Origin of the sequence: Mucilaginibacter aurantiaciroseus, from assembly GCF_024055595.1 — a bacterium.
GTDB lineage: Bacteria > Bacteroidota > Bacteroidia > Sphingobacteriales > Sphingobacteriaceae > Mucilaginibacter > Mucilaginibacter aurantiaciroseus.
Window position 1 is genome coordinate 610160 of sequence record NZ_JAMXOF010000002.1, and the last position, 15370, is coordinate 625529.

At 41.1% G+C, this 15370-nt stretch carries 16 protein-coding genes; all 16 read right to left on the reverse strand.

Annotation, left to right across the window (positions count from 1 at the left end):
• Positions 1-2: 2 nt before the first annotated feature.
• From NAF17_RS10900 to NAF17_RS10975, 16 genes are read right to left on the reverse strand one after another with little or no spacing between them, the layout of a single operon-like run.
• Positions 3-554: a WcaF family extracellular polysaccharide biosynthesis acetyltransferase gene (locus NAF17_RS10900; RefSeq protein ID WP_252758020.1), complete on the reverse strand. Its 552-nt coding sequence runs from the start codon at positions 552-554 to the stop codon at positions 3-5.
• Positions 526-1107 carry an exosortase Y gene (gene xrtY, locus NAF17_RS10905; RefSeq protein ID WP_252758021.1) on the reverse strand — a complete coding sequence of 194 codons (582 nt, stop codon included), beginning with the start codon at positions 1105-1107 and terminating at the stop codon, positions 526-528. The genes NAF17_RS10900 and xrtY overlap by 29 nt, the downstream gene beginning before the upstream one ends.
• On the reverse strand, positions 1097-1963 hold the full coding sequence (locus NAF17_RS10910; protein WP_252758022.1) for a glycosyltransferase family 2 protein: 867 nt from the start codon (positions 1961-1963) through the stop codon (positions 1097-1099). Before NAF17_RS10910 ends, xrtY begins: the two co-directional genes overlap by 11 nt.
• Entirely contained in the window at positions 1960-2580 is a 621-nt protein-coding gene (locus tag NAF17_RS10915; RefSeq protein WP_252758023.1) for a class I SAM-dependent methyltransferase, read from the reverse strand. Before NAF17_RS10915 ends, NAF17_RS10910 begins: the two co-directional genes overlap by 4 nt.
• Entirely contained in the window at positions 2567-3712 is a 1146-nt protein-coding gene (locus NAF17_RS10920) for an XrtY-associated glycosyltransferase XYAG1 (protein WP_252758024.1), read from the reverse strand. The genes NAF17_RS10915 and NAF17_RS10920 overlap by 14 nt, the downstream gene beginning before the upstream one ends.
• Complete coding sequence (locus tag NAF17_RS10925; protein ID WP_252758025.1) at positions 3709-5109, reverse strand: exosortase Y-associated Wzy-like protein; 1401 nt, start codon at positions 5107-5109, stop codon at positions 3709-3711. Before NAF17_RS10925 ends, NAF17_RS10920 begins: the two co-directional genes overlap by 4 nt.
• Positions 5109-5957, reverse strand: a complete 849-nt coding sequence (locus NAF17_RS10930; protein WP_252758026.1) for an FkbM family methyltransferase — start codon at positions 5955-5957, stop codon at positions 5109-5111. Before NAF17_RS10930 ends, NAF17_RS10925 begins: the two co-directional genes overlap by 1 nt.
• A complete protein-coding gene (locus NAF17_RS10935; protein ID WP_252758027.1) occupies positions 5944-7095 on the reverse strand; it encodes a glycosyltransferase family 4 protein in 1152 nt (383 codons plus the stop codon). The genes NAF17_RS10930 and NAF17_RS10935 overlap by 14 nt, the downstream gene beginning before the upstream one ends.
• Complete coding sequence (locus tag NAF17_RS10940) at positions 7092-8363, reverse strand: glycosyltransferase (protein WP_252758028.1); 1272 nt, start codon at positions 8361-8363, stop codon at positions 7092-7094. Before NAF17_RS10940 ends, NAF17_RS10935 begins: the two co-directional genes overlap by 4 nt.
• Positions 8360-9577 carry a glycosyltransferase family protein gene (locus NAF17_RS10945; protein WP_252758029.1) on the reverse strand — a complete coding sequence of 406 codons (1218 nt, stop codon included), beginning with the start codon at positions 9575-9577 and terminating at the stop codon, positions 8360-8362. The genes NAF17_RS10940 and NAF17_RS10945 overlap by 4 nt, the downstream gene beginning before the upstream one ends.
• 1 nt (position 9578) lies before the next feature.
• On the reverse strand, positions 9579-10298 hold the full coding sequence (locus NAF17_RS10950; RefSeq protein ID WP_252758030.1) for a class I SAM-dependent methyltransferase: 720 nt from the start codon (positions 10296-10298) through the stop codon (positions 9579-9581).
• Positions 10299-10303: 5 nt separating this feature from the next.
• A complete protein-coding gene (locus tag NAF17_RS10955) occupies positions 10304-11326 on the reverse strand; it encodes a glycosyltransferase family 4 protein (RefSeq protein WP_252758031.1) in 1023 nt (340 codons plus the stop codon).
• Entirely contained in the window at positions 11323-12306 is a 984-nt protein-coding gene (locus tag NAF17_RS10960) for a glycosyltransferase family 1 protein (protein WP_252758032.1), read from the reverse strand. The genes NAF17_RS10955 and NAF17_RS10960 overlap by 4 nt, the downstream gene beginning before the upstream one ends.
• Positions 12303-13532, reverse strand: coding sequence for an acyltransferase family protein (locus tag NAF17_RS10965; protein ID WP_252758033.1), 1230 nt, complete (start codon positions 13530-13532; stop codon positions 12303-12305). The genes NAF17_RS10960 and NAF17_RS10965 overlap by 4 nt, the downstream gene beginning before the upstream one ends.
• Positions 13514-14662 (reverse strand): glycosyltransferase family protein, encoded by a 1149-nt coding sequence (locus tag NAF17_RS10970; protein ID WP_252758034.1) that lies wholly within the window; start codon positions 14660-14662, stop codon positions 13514-13516. Before NAF17_RS10970 ends, NAF17_RS10965 begins: the two co-directional genes overlap by 19 nt.
• Positions 14659-15360: a hypothetical protein gene (locus NAF17_RS10975; protein WP_252758035.1), complete on the reverse strand. Its 702-nt coding sequence runs from the start codon at positions 15358-15360 to the stop codon at positions 14659-14661. Before NAF17_RS10975 ends, NAF17_RS10970 begins: the two co-directional genes overlap by 4 nt.
• Between the last annotated feature and the right edge of the window lie 10 nt (positions 15361-15370).

A 15370-nucleotide genomic window follows, 5' to 3' on the forward strand; every position in this document is an offset into this window, starting at 1 on the left:
TTTTATTCGATAGAACGACTGCGCAGTTTAATGGCAGGGTTACCCTGATAAATGGTATAATTTTCAAGATCTTTTGTAGCAACAGAGCCACTCGTTAGTACAGCGTGGCTTGCTACGGTAATACCCTGGTTAACAATTGCCCCGCAACCTATCCAAACGCCGTCTTCTAAAGTGATTGGCCCGGTTACGAGATCGAACGTAGGCTTTTTGTAGTTATGGCTGCCGGTTTGCAAAATTGCGCCCTGTGATATACAAACGTTGCTGCCAATAATAACCGTGGTTAAGCTATCTATCCAAACGGCTTCGCCTACCCAGCTGTGGTTACCAATTTTAAGGTGCCATGGATATTTGATATTTACGCAGGGCTTAATGACCACCCCCTTACCAACACTCGCGCCAAATAAGCGCAATAGAACAACTTTAACTCCGCTTACAGGCAACCAGCCCGATCTGAAAAACAAACCGTTCACATAATACCACAACAGCCTTTTGAAGGCATTGCCGCCCGGGTGGTAAGGGTGATTATTATATACCGATAGGTTTGTTTGCTGCATTTAAAGTAGTGGCTTTGTCTTGATAGCGGGTATAAAAATACAAGCTGATAGCGATGAGTATGTAAACAACGATGTTAAATATTGTATGATGGTCAGAAAGATAAATATTGGTATTGTGTTTCCAATACAGGCCAAGTAAAACAAACCGCGATATATTTAATAATTGTATGGTAACCAAGCCCATTGTACAAAATAACAATTTAGATTTAAAACTGCCGGGATAAGAAACCACAAACGAACTAAAAAAACACATTACCCCAAAACCAAGGCAATCAAACCCTACACGTAATATATTATGGCCAACGGTAAGCAGTTGGTTAATGTTTGTGCGCGTTTGGTAACCAAGTATATTTAAGACCCTGGCGCTGCTTTCTATCAATATATACCTTAAGCCGCTTATAAAGTTTAGGTGTTTTTCAAAAAAGGAGATGTGCATACCACCGGGAGTGGTGATGCTGAGATAAACTATGTAAAACCCGTACAACAGGCCAAACAAGCATAAAAACTTTAATACAAAAACCAATGCCGGGTTTAGTTTCGGTTTATTTCCCATCAGTGTTTTGTTGTTTTAAAAGTTCGTCAATTTTTATATCGACAACAAGCCGGAACCAAAATGCCTGCATAAAATGAAAAATTAAGCCTGTGCGGCCGTCTAATATACCCAGTTTAAATATAACGCGATAAATGAAATACAGCATGGGCCTTACATAGCGTGGCAGTTTCCACCATTTGCGTTTAAGCCATGCGGTGCGTTCATCCGGCGAACCCCAAAACCTTGGCGTAACGGTTTGTAGCCTTAGGTTCAACATCCGTTCTGTTTCTTCGGTGGCAAGCAAATCGCTGTATGTGTTATGCTTGGCTATCCAAAAGCTTATTTTATTTTCTTTTAGGTTCTCTTCTAACAGGTGGCCATCCTTCCAGATCATGGTGTTACCTGGCACCACAAGGCGATGATCCATATTTTCACTGGTATCTGAAAAGCCTACACCAAACCTGATCATTTTTAGCAAATAGAACGGGTAATAACCACCATACTTTATCCACCGGCCTTTAAAAAAGTTTTTGCGGTTAAAGTAAATACCGTTGATATTCTGGCAGGCCTCATTTTTAAAGTTTTGCAACAGCGTAAATAATTCGGGCGTTACAACCTGGTCTGCATCAAGGCAAATTACCCACGGGGTTTTAACGTCAAAGTTTTTTAAGGCGAAGTCCCACTGTTTTGGGTGGTTCTCAAACTTATTATGTAAAACGGTCGCATTTGCATCAGCTGCAATTTTAAGTGTACCATCTGTACTGCCCGAGTCTAAAATGTACGTTGCCGCGTTTAACCCCGCTACCGAGGCAAGCCACCTGGGCAAATGAATTTCTTCGTTATAGGTGAGTATTATAAAAGAAAATTGCGTGTTCAATTCAACCGGGCTTTAATCAACATAGATTTCCAAAGATAAGGGATCCTGCCGCAACCTTTAAAATGGGTTACTGTAAATCCGTTAGCTGTTAACACTTTGCTCAGCGTCGCCCTCGACCACATTTTTATGTGGCCGCCAAGCCACAGCGGGCTAATATGGCTATCCCACTTATTAAAAACGCTTAATACCAGGTTTTTTAAATACCCGTGGTAGGGGGTAGAGAGTATGATTTCGCCTTTTGCAGCCAATGCCTGCCTGCAAAATTTAATAAAGCCTTCCGGGTCGTATAGGTGTTCAATAACCTCGGTAGATATAATGGTGTTAAAACTTAACCCCTGTAATTGTATGGGCAGTTTCCCTGTCGATAAATCCTGAACAAAAAATCTGTCGGCATTTTTTTGTTTGGCTATCTCGATGCCTTTCTCTGAAGCATCGGTACCATAAGCATTGTAACCTAAAGTTATCAAATGATTTACCAGAAACCCATTACCACAGCCCAGGTCTAAAATACACAGGTTTTTATTTATATCCAGCATATTTAGCAGCGGCTGCAATACGTAATCAAAATTGTAGGTTATGGCACTGCTGTGGTACCCATAATCTTTATAATCGCTCATGTGCTAAAATATCTTTATAAAAATTAATGTATTGCTGCTGTAACCGCGAGCCCGAAAAGTCTGCCCTGATTATACCCGGTGCTTTTTTTTGTATTTCAGTTATTTTTGTATTGTAGTCGGTCATGTTATTAATAGCATCACTTACCGATGCCGCATCGGTATCGCAGATCCAGCCCAGATTATGGTCTTTAACGTAATTGGCAAGGCCAACGTTGTAGCTAATTAATACGGGCGTGCCTACGCTAAGGCTTTCTATTACTACATTGCCAAAGTTTTCATCGTGCGATGGTAATACTAACAAGTCGTGTTGGCTAAGTAATATAAACTTATCATCGTTATAAAACCCGGCCCAGGTTATTTTAGCGGTAATGGCCGGGTCTGTTACGGATGCTTTAAGTTTGTTGATATAAGTAATGTCACCATCGCCCGCAATGGTTACGTGAAAAGGGATGGTTACGGTATTAAGTGCCTGTAATAAAATATCCAGTCCTTTTTTTTCTTCTATACGCGAAAAGAAAAGCAGTTTAATAGGCCCATCGGCTACTGCGGGTCTTTCAACATTCGCTGTCGGCAACTTTACAAAGTTTGGTATGGTGGTAATATTTAAGGGTTTTACAACATCAAGTATAGATACGCTTTCTCTTGCGGCGGTTACATGGATATGGCATTTAGCCAATAATTTTTTGCCTAACAGGGCATGGATAATCCTTTTTTTACCGGTGTTGTTGTTAGCGAACGAATAATTACTTAATGTGCCACGCGGCGATAATATAACCGGCACCCCTTTAGCTAAAGCAATAGCGCAGGATAATACCGACACGAGGTTCCACCACGCATGGATATGGATCACATCAAACTCTTTGGCCCTTTTCCACAACGCTTTTAGCAAGGCGGGCGAAAAATGGGTGTGATCTTTAGTGATCCGTTTAAAATAGGTAACGGTTACGCCATCTACATTAACCGGTTTATTTATACTAACGGGCAGTTCTTCAACGCCATTTGCGGTGGTGGTAAATACCTCTGTGTGTAAACCGGCCCGGTTTAATTCCTCGCACAACATCGCTACAGACATTGTAGGGCCACCATAAATAACGGCCGGTTTATAAGCGGCAATAATGTTTAGTGCCTTCAAACCCGTTTAAGAAAATTAGTGCCCAATAAAATTTTTTGTATGACAACCATCGTTACATAGCTCCAAAAAACGGAGTTAATTAAAAACTCAAAACTTAAACCACGCCAAAAGATTTGGAAAAGCCCGCTAAATATTAATGCCGAGCCCAGGATATAGCCACCAAAAAGCTGTTCGGCTTTTTTAGAGATAAGCTGAGCTATAGCACCATAAGCAAATAGCGTAATAAATATGCCAATAAGGCCGCCGGACAAGTAAGCATCTACCACAAACGCGGGCTTGGCAGATACATTTGACAGCCTGTTAGCTACACCGGCATCGTACACGCGCTGCATTACCAGGTCTTCTGTAACGGGTTTGTCGGGCCAAAATACGCGTGGTACAATTACAATTAACGATTGCTCCAGTAACTTAACCCCGTAGTAATCTACATTTTGCGGGGTAGATTGCGCGAAGGTGATAAACATATCTATTTCGCTTAAACGGTAAACAAAAAACGACCAGTTAGAGTCATCATTATCGTTATTCAACGTGGCATCCAGTGCTAACTGGGATGACTCTTCTGCATCAGAATCTCCCGACCATGCATTTTGGCGAAAATTGGTTACGTAGGTAGGTAACAGTATAAAAGCAGCTAATAACAAGGGGATAAACGTTACCGTAATTATTTTTTTGTAGTTGGGGTATAAAAATACACCCAGTACCATTATGCTGATAATAACCGGTTCTTTAAACCCCGAATGAAACGCCTCGTAAAGGTTAAACAGATACAGCAATGTACAAATAATAGTGTTTAACGATTTGTTTAGCGGTATGGCAAAAGCCAAAGCCAGCGTACCCGCGATAAAACTAAGTGAGCTAAGTTGGAAGTAGAACTGGGTTAGCCCCGGTATACTAAGGAATGCTATAGATACCGGGAAGCTGATAAAAGCTACCCTTAACAGTAAATTAGCAAGTACTTCTTTCTCTATGTAGTATTTTTTTTCCTGGGGATACTTCATGAAAACTAAGATCCCGGTAACAAATGATGCGTGTGCAAGGCTGTAATAGCGCTGGCATTGCGCTGTAAACATTAACCTTGTTTGGTCGGTTAAAATTAGGCTGGTTGTTTTTTTGAAATCGCTGTAGCCCAATACATCAAAAAAGTAAAATATTGATGTGCAACACATAAAACCGGCAAATATTATTTGCATAATAAATAGCGGGCGCATTAGTTGCTCGCTAAAGCTGCGGTCTGGCGGTAACGGTTTTACCCAACCCGATAAGGTTATGTAAAATATAAGGAATGACCCCAGCCAGGCTATAATGTAAGACAAGACGGCATCGGCCCTAAATATCGATGCTAAAAGCCAGGGTAAATAAAGTACCAGGTACCTTTCCAGCTTTTGTTTGTTAGCCATTATTTAAGCGGTATGCAAAACAGGTTTCCACTTTCAATTTTTTTAACATCAGTTATCAATTCGCAGCCAACAGATGTTATTTGGTATAGCGTATAGCCCAATGATAGTAAAAAGGCTGTACAGTCTATTATACTTTGGCCAATTGTAGCCCAGTAATTGCTATCGTACTCAAAAATAATGCGGGGCTTATGTTGCTTTAAAGTATTTGTAAGGCCGCGTAAAACCTGGTATTCATACCCTTCAACATCTATTTTTATTAATGCCAGGTGGTTTAAGGATTGTACCTCCGACAGGTTATCGGCAATTTTTACATACACGGTTTGCTTATCGGTATGCACTTGTGAATCATTTAAACTAAAAGTGCCCTGGTTCCAGGCATTTTTGTTGATGCTAAATTCGGCCTCGGTTTCGGTATCCGATAAAGCAAACGGGAGCAGTGTTACATTAACCGCCTTGTTAAGCGATACGTTTTTTTTGAATTTTTCCTGCAGGTGGTTAAGCGGCTCAAAGGCATAAACCTTACCGCCATTGCCAACACATTGCGACATGCGGATGCTTTGCAAACCAATATTGCCCCCAATATCTAAAGCGTTCTCGCCTGGTTTTAACGATATCCTGATTAGTTTATTTATCTCGTCTTCGTAAGTGCCGGTGCTTAAAATGGTCCATTCTATATAATTATCGGCAGTTGTATATATGGCAATATCCTCGGTATTTAACCATACAATCCCATCCTTAATTTGGGTTTTAAGCTGATTTGATGGACTGAAAAAATGAGCCAGCCGTTCTTTACCGGGCAAATTCCAATTACGGATAAAATTCAGCTTGATGCGGTCAGTTCGTTTCATTCAATAGTTTATTTTCAATTGCAATCGCAATTTTGGTAAAGTCCCAGTCTTTTATGATGATACCCGAGTGTTTACCAAGCTCGGTTAATTCGTTGGCAGATCCGGTTAGTGCTATCAGGTTTTTAAGCAGGCTTTTTTCATCGCCACTTTTAAATATAGCGCCATTATAACCGGGTTTAACCAGGTCAACAGCACAGCCTACCTTATCGGACACTAATATAGCCTTATTGCAAGCCATAGCTTCGTTAACAGCAAGCCCCCATGTTTCGCCGGGCCCGCCTGATGGCAGGCAAAATAAATTGCAGGCCTGGTAAATTACCGGCATATAGGTTTGGTTCTGAAAATCCATAAAATGGACGTTTTGGTTTGGGACAGCTTTTAAAGGCCCTTCTAAGATACCATTCCCGGTAAATAATAAATGTACGTTGGGTTTATTTAACAATAAAAAGGCTTTGAGCAGCAGCAGGGGCGCTTTTTTATTTTCAAACTTGCCTGCAAAAAGTATGAGCAGATCGTTTGTACCAATCCCCAGTTTTTGGCGGAGGTGTTGTGCTTCTAAGCTTCTGTCAGCCGCAAACCTAAGGTTATCGGTAGCATGAGGTGCAAAACTTAGCTGGCTTTCTTTTAAGCCGAATTTTTTAAAGTATGCTTTATTGCTTGTACCCACATAAAAGGCATGGTTTACATGTTTGTAAACCCACTTAAGCAATACTGATTTTACAAGAGACCTTATTCCCCCTGTTTCATCTAATAAGGTAGAATCCCCGCGGAAAAGCACAGGTATGCGATTCTTAAAATGCCTGATAGCCTTTAGATGGCTTTGATATGCCCAGCCAAAAACTAATAGGGCATCGGGGTTGTAATTTTCGATAAGCGTTATAAGACCGGGGTTAACAATGCCTTTATAGTGATGCGATCCGGGCTGTTTGGCTGTGTTGGGTACCCAATGGTACGGATAGCCTTCCAGCAGGGGGACATCCCATATTATTTGTTTGCCAAAACCGGGGTCGTGCTTATCGAGGGATTGCTGCCCCCAGGTATAAAAAACTTGTATATTGATGTTTCCACGTTGGCTAAGCAGCTTAAAAACGGGTGCGTAATATTGAATAGGGTGTGTGGTAATAATAGCTAATCTCATTTGCTTACCACCGCGTTAAAAAGCAGGCATTGCTGGCTTGCCATATTATTGGCCGAGTACCGTTCTACTGCGTCATTATTATAATCTTGCGCAATGGCAACTCCATTGGCAACTTCATTTATAAAGCCCGCTATCCCGTCAACATTATCAAATGTATAAACATGCTTAGCCCCATATTCGCCAAGCGTGGCAATTGCCGGGCTTTTAGGATTAAAGACTGCCAAAAGGGGCCTTTTGCTAAGTAAATATGGGTAAATTTTAGATGCTGTATATGCCGGATCGTCAGATCCGGGGATAAATAGCGCATCAGCCTGTTGCAGGGTAAGCAAGGTATGATAATAACTAATTCGATCAGTAATTTCGATGATGTTACTTTCCATCCCATGCTGTTTTGCCAGCGGTAATAGGGTTGGTATGCCTTGCCCTGCCGCGGCGTAACTTGTACCAATAAAGTAGAACCTTATTTTATTCAGTAAACCGGGGTTTGTATCCGCACATTGTTTAAACGCGGTAAACAAAGCGTTTACCGCTTTGTGCATATCGGTACCTCCGCGGCCAACATAAACTATATTTTTATGATTGGTGTCAAGCAGTGATGTGAAGTTTTGAGCGTTATTTGCCGCTATGGTAAGATCTGGTTGGTAAGCGCCAAAAGTAATGGTAGCCTGCGGAATGTTCTGTATTTGCGGGTAGCGCTCTTTAAGTGTAGCTATATAACTTTCTGATACGCTTATTAAGCCATCCACCTGTTTCATGGCCAAAGGTTCCAGGTATTTATTTAGCCGGTATGAAAACCAGTATTTTGGTGGTTGCTGTTCTTTAGGCTTATCCCGGTAATAGTCAGAATGCCATGGGTCTTGCATATCTATCACATACGGGGTCCCGAAACGCTTTTTCCAATAACTGCCAAGGATACAAACCGGGAATTGCGTGGTGGAAAAATAAATAAGATCGAACTTTTGTTGGGCCAGCAACTTGTTTACTGTTTTACGGTAATACCATAAAGAACGTAGTGCCAGGCTCCCCAAACCAAATTTAGCCGTAAAGTTTTTACTTAATGCGCTAACACGATGGACCTTAATAGTGCCGGGCACACTTTGCAGCAGTAATTGATCCGTCGCCATATCGGTGTATTGTTCATCAACACAAACCACCTCTGCATCCCAGCCAAAATTTGCATAATAAGGCAGACTCATCCTAACCCTCTGCATATCCGCAGCGTTTACCGGCGGGAAGTATGGCGATATGATGAGCACTTTGCGTTTCAAGATACTTGCAATGTTTTTTGCACGGTTTGTAAGAAGGTTATACTTTCCTGTTCCCAGTTAAACTTTTCCTGCGCTAATTTAAACGAGGCTTGCTTTGCATCTGCAAGGGCATTGTTAGTTTCGGAATAATGCCTTAGTGCAGCAGCCAAAGAATGGATAGGATTGTTTTGGTACACCAGTCCTATTGCAGGATATTGGGTTAGTAACGCCTGTTGTGCGGTGGTATCGCTGGCTATTACAGCAAGCCCGGCCTGCATGTATGTAAATATTTTGTTGGTTAGGCAAATATCCCTGTTATATGGTGTGTTGTTTTCGGCGGCTATACCTATATCAAACTGCATGGCAAATTCTATAAGCTTATTTGGGTTAACCGGTTGATGGAAATAAACAGGGAGCCCGCCCAAATCAAAGCTTTCTTTAAAGGCATCATCAGTCTGGCCTAATAAATGAAGTTCGAACGGGTTGTTTTCTAAAAGTTTTAAAGCGCTAATGATGTTGCTTAAGCCGCGCCCGTTACCTATGGTTTGAGAAAACCAAAAGAGTTTTATTGGTTCATTTTTGTTTTGATGCAGATGATTAACCGCACTGCTTTTTGGAAATACATTTAATATAGTGACCGGGTTGGTATTTGGAAACAGCCTGCGGTACTCATCGGCAATAAGCGGACTGCTTGCCGTTAAATAATCTGTTAACGGCAGGTATTTATCATCAATATATTTGGAGATAACATACTCATATGAAGTGGTATCATCGGTAACCTCGTGTCGGTGAAAATCTTCGATGTCGAAACCGCATTTTACAAGACGTTTTTTTGCCGCTTTCACGGCTACAGGCAGTGCCGCTTGTATATGGGCGATATACAGATCAGCCTTTATAGCAATTGCTTTTTTCAGTAATTCCGGGTAAGTTCTGCCAAGGGCGATTTCTGCAATGCCAAATTTGAGTGTGATGTGTTTAGCAATAAACCGGGCTGCCTTTACCCTTAACCGGGTAAAAAAATAGGTTGATCGTGCTTCAAACGGCGAGCCGCCTGCCAATATCGGAGTCCAGTTAATTTCTTTGAACAGTTGTTTGTCTGTTTCCCAGGCCCATTGTGTCCAAAAAGTATAGATCACGTAAACCTCATACCCCGCATTTTGTAAAGCGTTAGCTTCTTTTACTAACCGGGGGTTGGTAGAGGGCTGGCCTACTGAAATAAGAACAACTTTTTTCAAGCTATTTTACGCAATCTACGTATAGGGAATGGTTGCTGTGGTTAAACTGGTCTTCAACTAGCTGTTCGTCTAATGACTGCCTGTACTGTTGCCTGGTAATATTTTTGAACCCGTGCTTTGTTAAAAGGAACTGCAGTGCTTCCCAGTCGTAAGCATATTTATGTTCACCATCCTGCCTGAAAATGTGGTTCAGGATAGCAATTTTTGTATCAAAACCATTTGGAAGGTTATTGATGTTGTAACCAAGGGCTTTCCATGATTCTTCATCGTTATGATAATAGGCGTTAATAAATTTCTCCACATCGGGTACCGCTATTCTTAAAACTGCTCTGGGTTTCATTACTCTTTTACATTCCTCTAAAAAAAAGGGTGCTTCAAATGATTTATCTATGTGCTCAAAAAAGTGTTCTACCCTTATCCTTTCAACAGAATCATCTTTAAATGGCAGGTGCTTACGGGTATCATAAGTAAAAGAAACATTTTCCAGGGCCATTAGGTCTACATTTACCCATCCATCGTGCCCAAAAGGGCCACAGCCAACATTTAAGCTGATGTTGGAGGCATTGATGATTTTTTTTACTGCCGCTTTTTTAAAGGGATTAAGGCGATAATTTAACCTGTTCCTGAAAGCGCGAAATTCGCCCCTTAGTATTGAAAATATCTCCGGAGATACGGGGGCATTTTTAACGATAAGAGATCCGATCTTTTGTTTAAAAGTCATATAAATTACGTTGTTTTTAGTGATAGGTATTGGCTTGCTATGATACTAACGTCAAACCGTTGTATCGCAGCCCGCCTGCAGGCAGATCGGTCAATAAGCTGTATGCCATCTATTTTTTTGATCATTTCATCAGCATTGTTAACCCTAAAGCCGTTTACCCCGTCCTCAACGACCTCCGGCACCGATCCCCGGTTAAATGCGATCACAGGCGTGCCGCATGCCATGGCCTCGATCATCACAATGCCAAATGGTTCATCCCACTCAATCGGGAACAATAAGGCTTTTGCCTGCCCTAAATAATGGTTTTTTTCTTTGTCATTTAATGCCCCCAAGTAAACTACGCGGTCGTTATCAATATGCGGCTCGATCTCGGTTTTAAAATACTGATAGTTATCTTCGGTATGTGAAATGTTACCGGCTATCAGTAGTTTATTACCGGTTGCATTTGCCGCTTTAATAGCGGTATGCACGCCCTTGATTTTATCAAGCCGGCCCAAAAACATTAACGGGGCATCTATGGCTACGTTTTTGTTTAGCTGGTATTGGTTAAAATCTATCGCATTATAAACGGTATGCCATTGGCCTGCCACATTACCTGTTGCCACGCAGTAGTTACTGCAGCCTGTAAAAACCAGGTTTTTATTGGGTAAAGCATTTATGATGCGTATACCACGCCTGCTAACCGGCCGGCCATAGGTCATTAGTTTCTTTACGGGTTTGTTAAGTATAGGCAGGTAATATATAAGCCGCCCAAAGTTGTGTACGAGGTCAAAACCTTTGTGGTTTTGGATAAGGTATTTCCAAACAAACAAAACCTCTTTGTATTGCTGCGTTTTTGACCTGTTAAGGTCATTTATACCGAACGTTACAACTTTGCCGCTGCAATTTGAATCGGGCCCGGCAAGCAGGGTTACTTCGTGGCCTAATTTATTGTATTCCTCGGCGAAAAGATATACCAGGCGTTCGTGGCCCCCATATAATTTGGGAGGCACCGGGATACCGGGATCCATGATGAGCAGGATCTTCATGAATAAACGCTATTAATGATATCCAGCATTTTTTGCGCGCTTTTTTTTAATGTGATATTTTCTAAAATATATTCGCGGGGTTTAAAACCATTGGTGGTTAGCGTGTGCCAAAATTGATCGATGGATGCTTCAAAACCTTCCATGTTTTTAAATTGCATACCACATCTCGTATCAAAAAATGGAATGGATGATGCCGGCACCGGTTCTGTTTCGCCCCACGCGAAGCGATTGGGGTCTAACCATTGGCCCTTGTTCCAGGCAAATACGGGTACATTGGTAGCCATTGCTTCGCAGCAGGCAAAGCCCTGGCTTTCGTGCTCGCAAAGGAATATCATGGCTTTGCTTTGTTGCAATAGGTCAAAGTATTTCGCCTCTTTATAATCGCCGTAGGTTATTTCTGCATATGATAACCCAAGTTTATTTAGTTTTTCTAAAATAGGTGCCTTTAATTGTTTGCGGGTTTCATCTTTATCCCACATGATTTTATCGTACACCAGTATATCATATTTTTTTGTTGTGTTTGCGCTGGGGGCCCATTTACCTGTATTGACACCGGCAGGCCATATTTCGCAATTAGCAGTTCCATAATAGGGTATATAAACGTTATTAGCCCATACGGAGTGCTGCAAATATTTGGCTACAGGGTAATCGGTAAACAAGCCCGGCCATTCTGAAGGGTGGGTCATTAAACCGATACCCGCTATAACCGGATTAGGCTGATGGTAACCCTGTAATGCATACCTACCATTTCCCAAAACCACAGCGGGCTCACCCGGCTGTATTTTTTTGAATGGCAGGTTTATGTCGTAGTCAACGCTAAGCTCATCAAACCCTTTACAAAGGTTTATAAATACTTTTTCAATACCAGAGACCTTGTTCCCTTTGATCAATTTACGCAGCGCGGGTATTATATACCTGTCGCCGGGGAAAAAGCGGTCGGTAGCAGGTTGTGAACGGAAATAAAGGTGGATCCTGTTCATTCTCGGGTCAAAGTTTTCCTGATGGCCGGTTGCAGGTATAGTTCTAAAAGTATCGACAATGAAAAAGTAATACTTATCCAAAGCAGGTATTTAACCACTATTTCGGCAGTTGGGTTACTTATGGAAATCAATTTTTTAATAAGCAAAGCTACCGGTACGTGCAGCAGGTATAAGGCATATGATATTTTCCCTACGCCGGTAAGTTTATCAGCAATAAAAGCCGATGCTTTTCTCTCAAAGTAAAATACCAGGGATAAGATCCAATAAATTAAACACATCATCCAGCGTATATCTTCAAAAATGCGGTTGGTAGCTATTAAAAATATAAAAACAAATGCGGGCAGGATGAAACATACTATTTTATTAAACCTTAAAAAGGCGTTATCGCGATTGGTTAAAATACTCATTACCATCAGACAAAAAGGGATATCAAACAACCAGTTCAATCCCGAATATGTGTACACACCAAGTGTATGTAATATCATTTGACCAATGCCCAAATGATGCTGGCATAAATGCAGGAATAACAAACTTAATATAGGTACGGGTTGTATAGGCACATCGTTATCGCCCTTTATAAGGTTCCAGCCAATGAACAGGCCTAATATCCAAAAGTAATAACCATTTGCATAACCCGCTAAAAACGAAGGAGGCGCAATGGTAACAAGTAGCGTAAGAATCAGCATAAAAAGTAGCAGCTTCCACACTTTTGGCTTCAGATAAATTATGATGATAAATAACAGGTAATATAAAACCTCGCTATTTAAAGTCCAGGTTACATAATTAATAAATATGGGGACTTTGAAACCAAAGTAAGGGGTATCGTTTTGAAGAAAGAAAATATTGCCAAATAATACATATACGGTAATCCCGCCTGCAATAATTACGCATAGTGCTATTGATATCAGGTATATGGGGTAAAGCCTTATCATTCGTTTTTTGATGTAAGGCCAAATGCTAAAATTGGTATTACTGTTAGTGATACCAATTACATAGCCCGAAATACAAAAGAACATAATTACCGATAAAAAGCCTGCACCAAAATAGTTGACATACAGCGGCCATGTAAAATTTTTAAATAGCATATCGGTATGCCCTGTACCATGCTCCATCATAACTAAAAGTGCGCATAGTCCGCGATATTGTTCAATGGCCGGATTGTATTTGTTTTTTAGCCCCGGAGATTTAACCGGTTGATTTAAGAAGCTTATAAATTTAGCGTACACAATATTTCTTTTAAAGAAGCGGGTATGCTATGGTTGTTTAGAACCCGTTTTTGCCCGTTTGTTTTTAGGTTTTTGCGTTTAATGACATCATTTTTTAATAATGCTGTTTTCTGCAGAAAATCCTCGGGCGTTGTATAGGTTTCTATTTCGTTATTAATATCGTACAGTTGTTCTATACCTTCTGTCCACTCAGTTAAATAACAAGCGCCAAGCATAGGGGCTTCAATATCACGCAGCCGCGAGTAGGTGTCGGGCTTAGCCAGGGGAAAAAGGTAAGAAGGATACCTGTTAACCCCAACGGTTATCATGCTGCCGGAGGTTAGCCGGTTATATTCTTCTGCAGGCGGTACGCCATGTATTTTCGACTGTAGAGCAATGCTTATTTGCCCTGTATAACTTCGCCGTTTCAATTTTTCGGTATATCCGTTAATGCCGTATTGGTTTAATTGCTGAAATTGAAACCGTATTTTTTTGTGAAGCCCGTAAGGCTTTAACTCCTGTTGAATATCTGCAGACGGTGTCCACCCGCTGCCATAAATAGCTAAATCGACAATTGGGTCTTGTTTAATTACGCTTTCAAACATCAAATGACGCTGGATATCCTTTGAGCCTATAAAAGTTATTTGCGAATTTACCTCGGGTTGCAAAATACGGTATTGTGGCGCCACCCACATTGGCATGGGCAGGTTAATGTAAGGATAACCTGCTTTTTTATATTGTTGAATGGCCTTGTATTCGGGAACCCAGTTTAAATCAAATGCGGCAAATTCTTTTGGAAGGGTAGTAAAATCGCGGATGTGATCGCAAAAGAAATTTACGCAGGGGGTACCGGTTTTCCGGATCTGCTCAATTGCCGAAGTATCTATCTGGTGGGGATACAGGTAACTTAAAAAAAGGTCGGCAGGGTTGGCTTTTAAAAAATCAACCGTTTTTTGCCATGCATCCTGTTTCCAGTTGAGTTGCGCCTGTTTGGATTTGGGCACCCTGCCCAGGGCCCAATCTACATCCGGGCATTCTATCCATTCATATCCGGCTTCTTCAATACCGTTTTTAATGTAATATTCCCAAAAGCTGTATGCAGGTATTGGATGTTTAGTTTTCGATTGGAAAAAAGACAGAAAAATCTTCATTCTGTTATCTTTTCTACATTCTCCGCCCCGGCAACTAATCCCTCAATGCCAATTTTATCTATAAATGTAACATCATAATTGCCTTTTCTTAAAACACGCTCGGCTGCAAACTCAATAGAGATACTAAAGTGCGGGGTGTTTTTATCTTTTTTACGAAATAGCACCCTAATCAAACTTCCTAACCCAACGATCCTTTCCGAATACACAAAATGCTCATAAAGGCAGTCTGTTAAAAAACGGTGAAGCGTATCGGCATCTTTTACCCAATACCCCCTGGTAGATATGCTGTTATTATTGCGGGCGTGACGGTATTTTTTTACGGCAACATCTGCAAAAGTAGGTTTCTTAAAGCCCTGAATAGGGTAGTAGCGGCCGCTTATTTTGAAAACAGGTTGATTAGCCGGCAGGTACTCAATTAAATATAACAACAGCAATAACTCGTTTATGCCTTTGTTTTTAAACTGGTACTGTAATAAATGGTGCACCTCAACCTCCGGGAAACCGGTTAATAGTTTTTGGATCTGTTCCTTATCTAAAAGCGGCGAATTATCAATGAGGAATATTTTGGTAAAACCGCATTCGCGCAGGCGTAGCAAAGTAAACTTAGTTTGTTCAACCCTTTGCTCATAAGTATAAAAACTTTTTGATTGTTGTGGCCCGGTTAACGGTTTTATGGTTGATGAAACGATGGCTATCATTACAATTGAA

Bases quoted from the DNA above. Each gene is read 5' to 3' on its own strand.
- NAF17_RS10900 (WP_252758020.1), bottom strand. From the start codon at position 554: ATGCAGCAAACAAACCTATCGGTATATAATAATCACCCTTACCACCCG.
- NAF17_RS10975 (WP_252758035.1), bottom strand. From the start codon at position 15,360: ATGATAGCCATCGTTTCATCAACCATAAAACCGTTAACCGGGCCACAA.
- NAF17_RS10970 (WP_252758034.1), bottom strand. From the start codon at position 14,662: ATGAAGATTTTTCTGTCTTTTTTCCAATCGAAAACTAAACATCCAATA.
- NAF17_RS10925 (WP_252758025.1), bottom strand. From the start codon at position 5,109: ATGGCTAACAAACAAAAGCTGGAAAGGTACCTGGTACTTTATTTACCC.
- NAF17_RS10955 (WP_252758031.1), bottom strand. From the start codon at position 11,326: ATGAAGATCCTGCTCATCATGGATCCCGGTATCCCGGTGCCTCCCAAA.
- xrtY (WP_252758021.1), bottom strand. From the start codon at position 1,107: ATGGGAAATAAACCGAAACTAAACCCGGCATTGGTTTTTGTATTAAAG.
- NAF17_RS10935 (WP_252758027.1), bottom strand. From the start codon at position 7,095: ATGAGATTAGCTATTATTACCACACACCCTATTCAATATTACGCACCC.
- NAF17_RS10960 (WP_252758032.1), bottom strand. From the start codon at position 12,306: ATGAACAGGATCCACCTTTATTTCCGTTCACAACCTGCTACCGACCGC.
- NAF17_RS10950 (WP_252758030.1), bottom strand. From the start codon at position 10,298: ATGACTTTTAAACAAAAGATCGGATCTCTTATCGTTAAAAATGCCCCC.
- NAF17_RS10930 (WP_252758026.1), bottom strand. From the start codon at position 5,957: ATGAAACGAACTGACCGCATCAAGCTGAATTTTATCCGTAATTGGAAT.
- NAF17_RS10915 (WP_252758023.1), bottom strand. From the start codon at position 2,580: ATGAGCGATTATAAAGATTATGGGTACCACAGCAGTGCCATAACCTAC.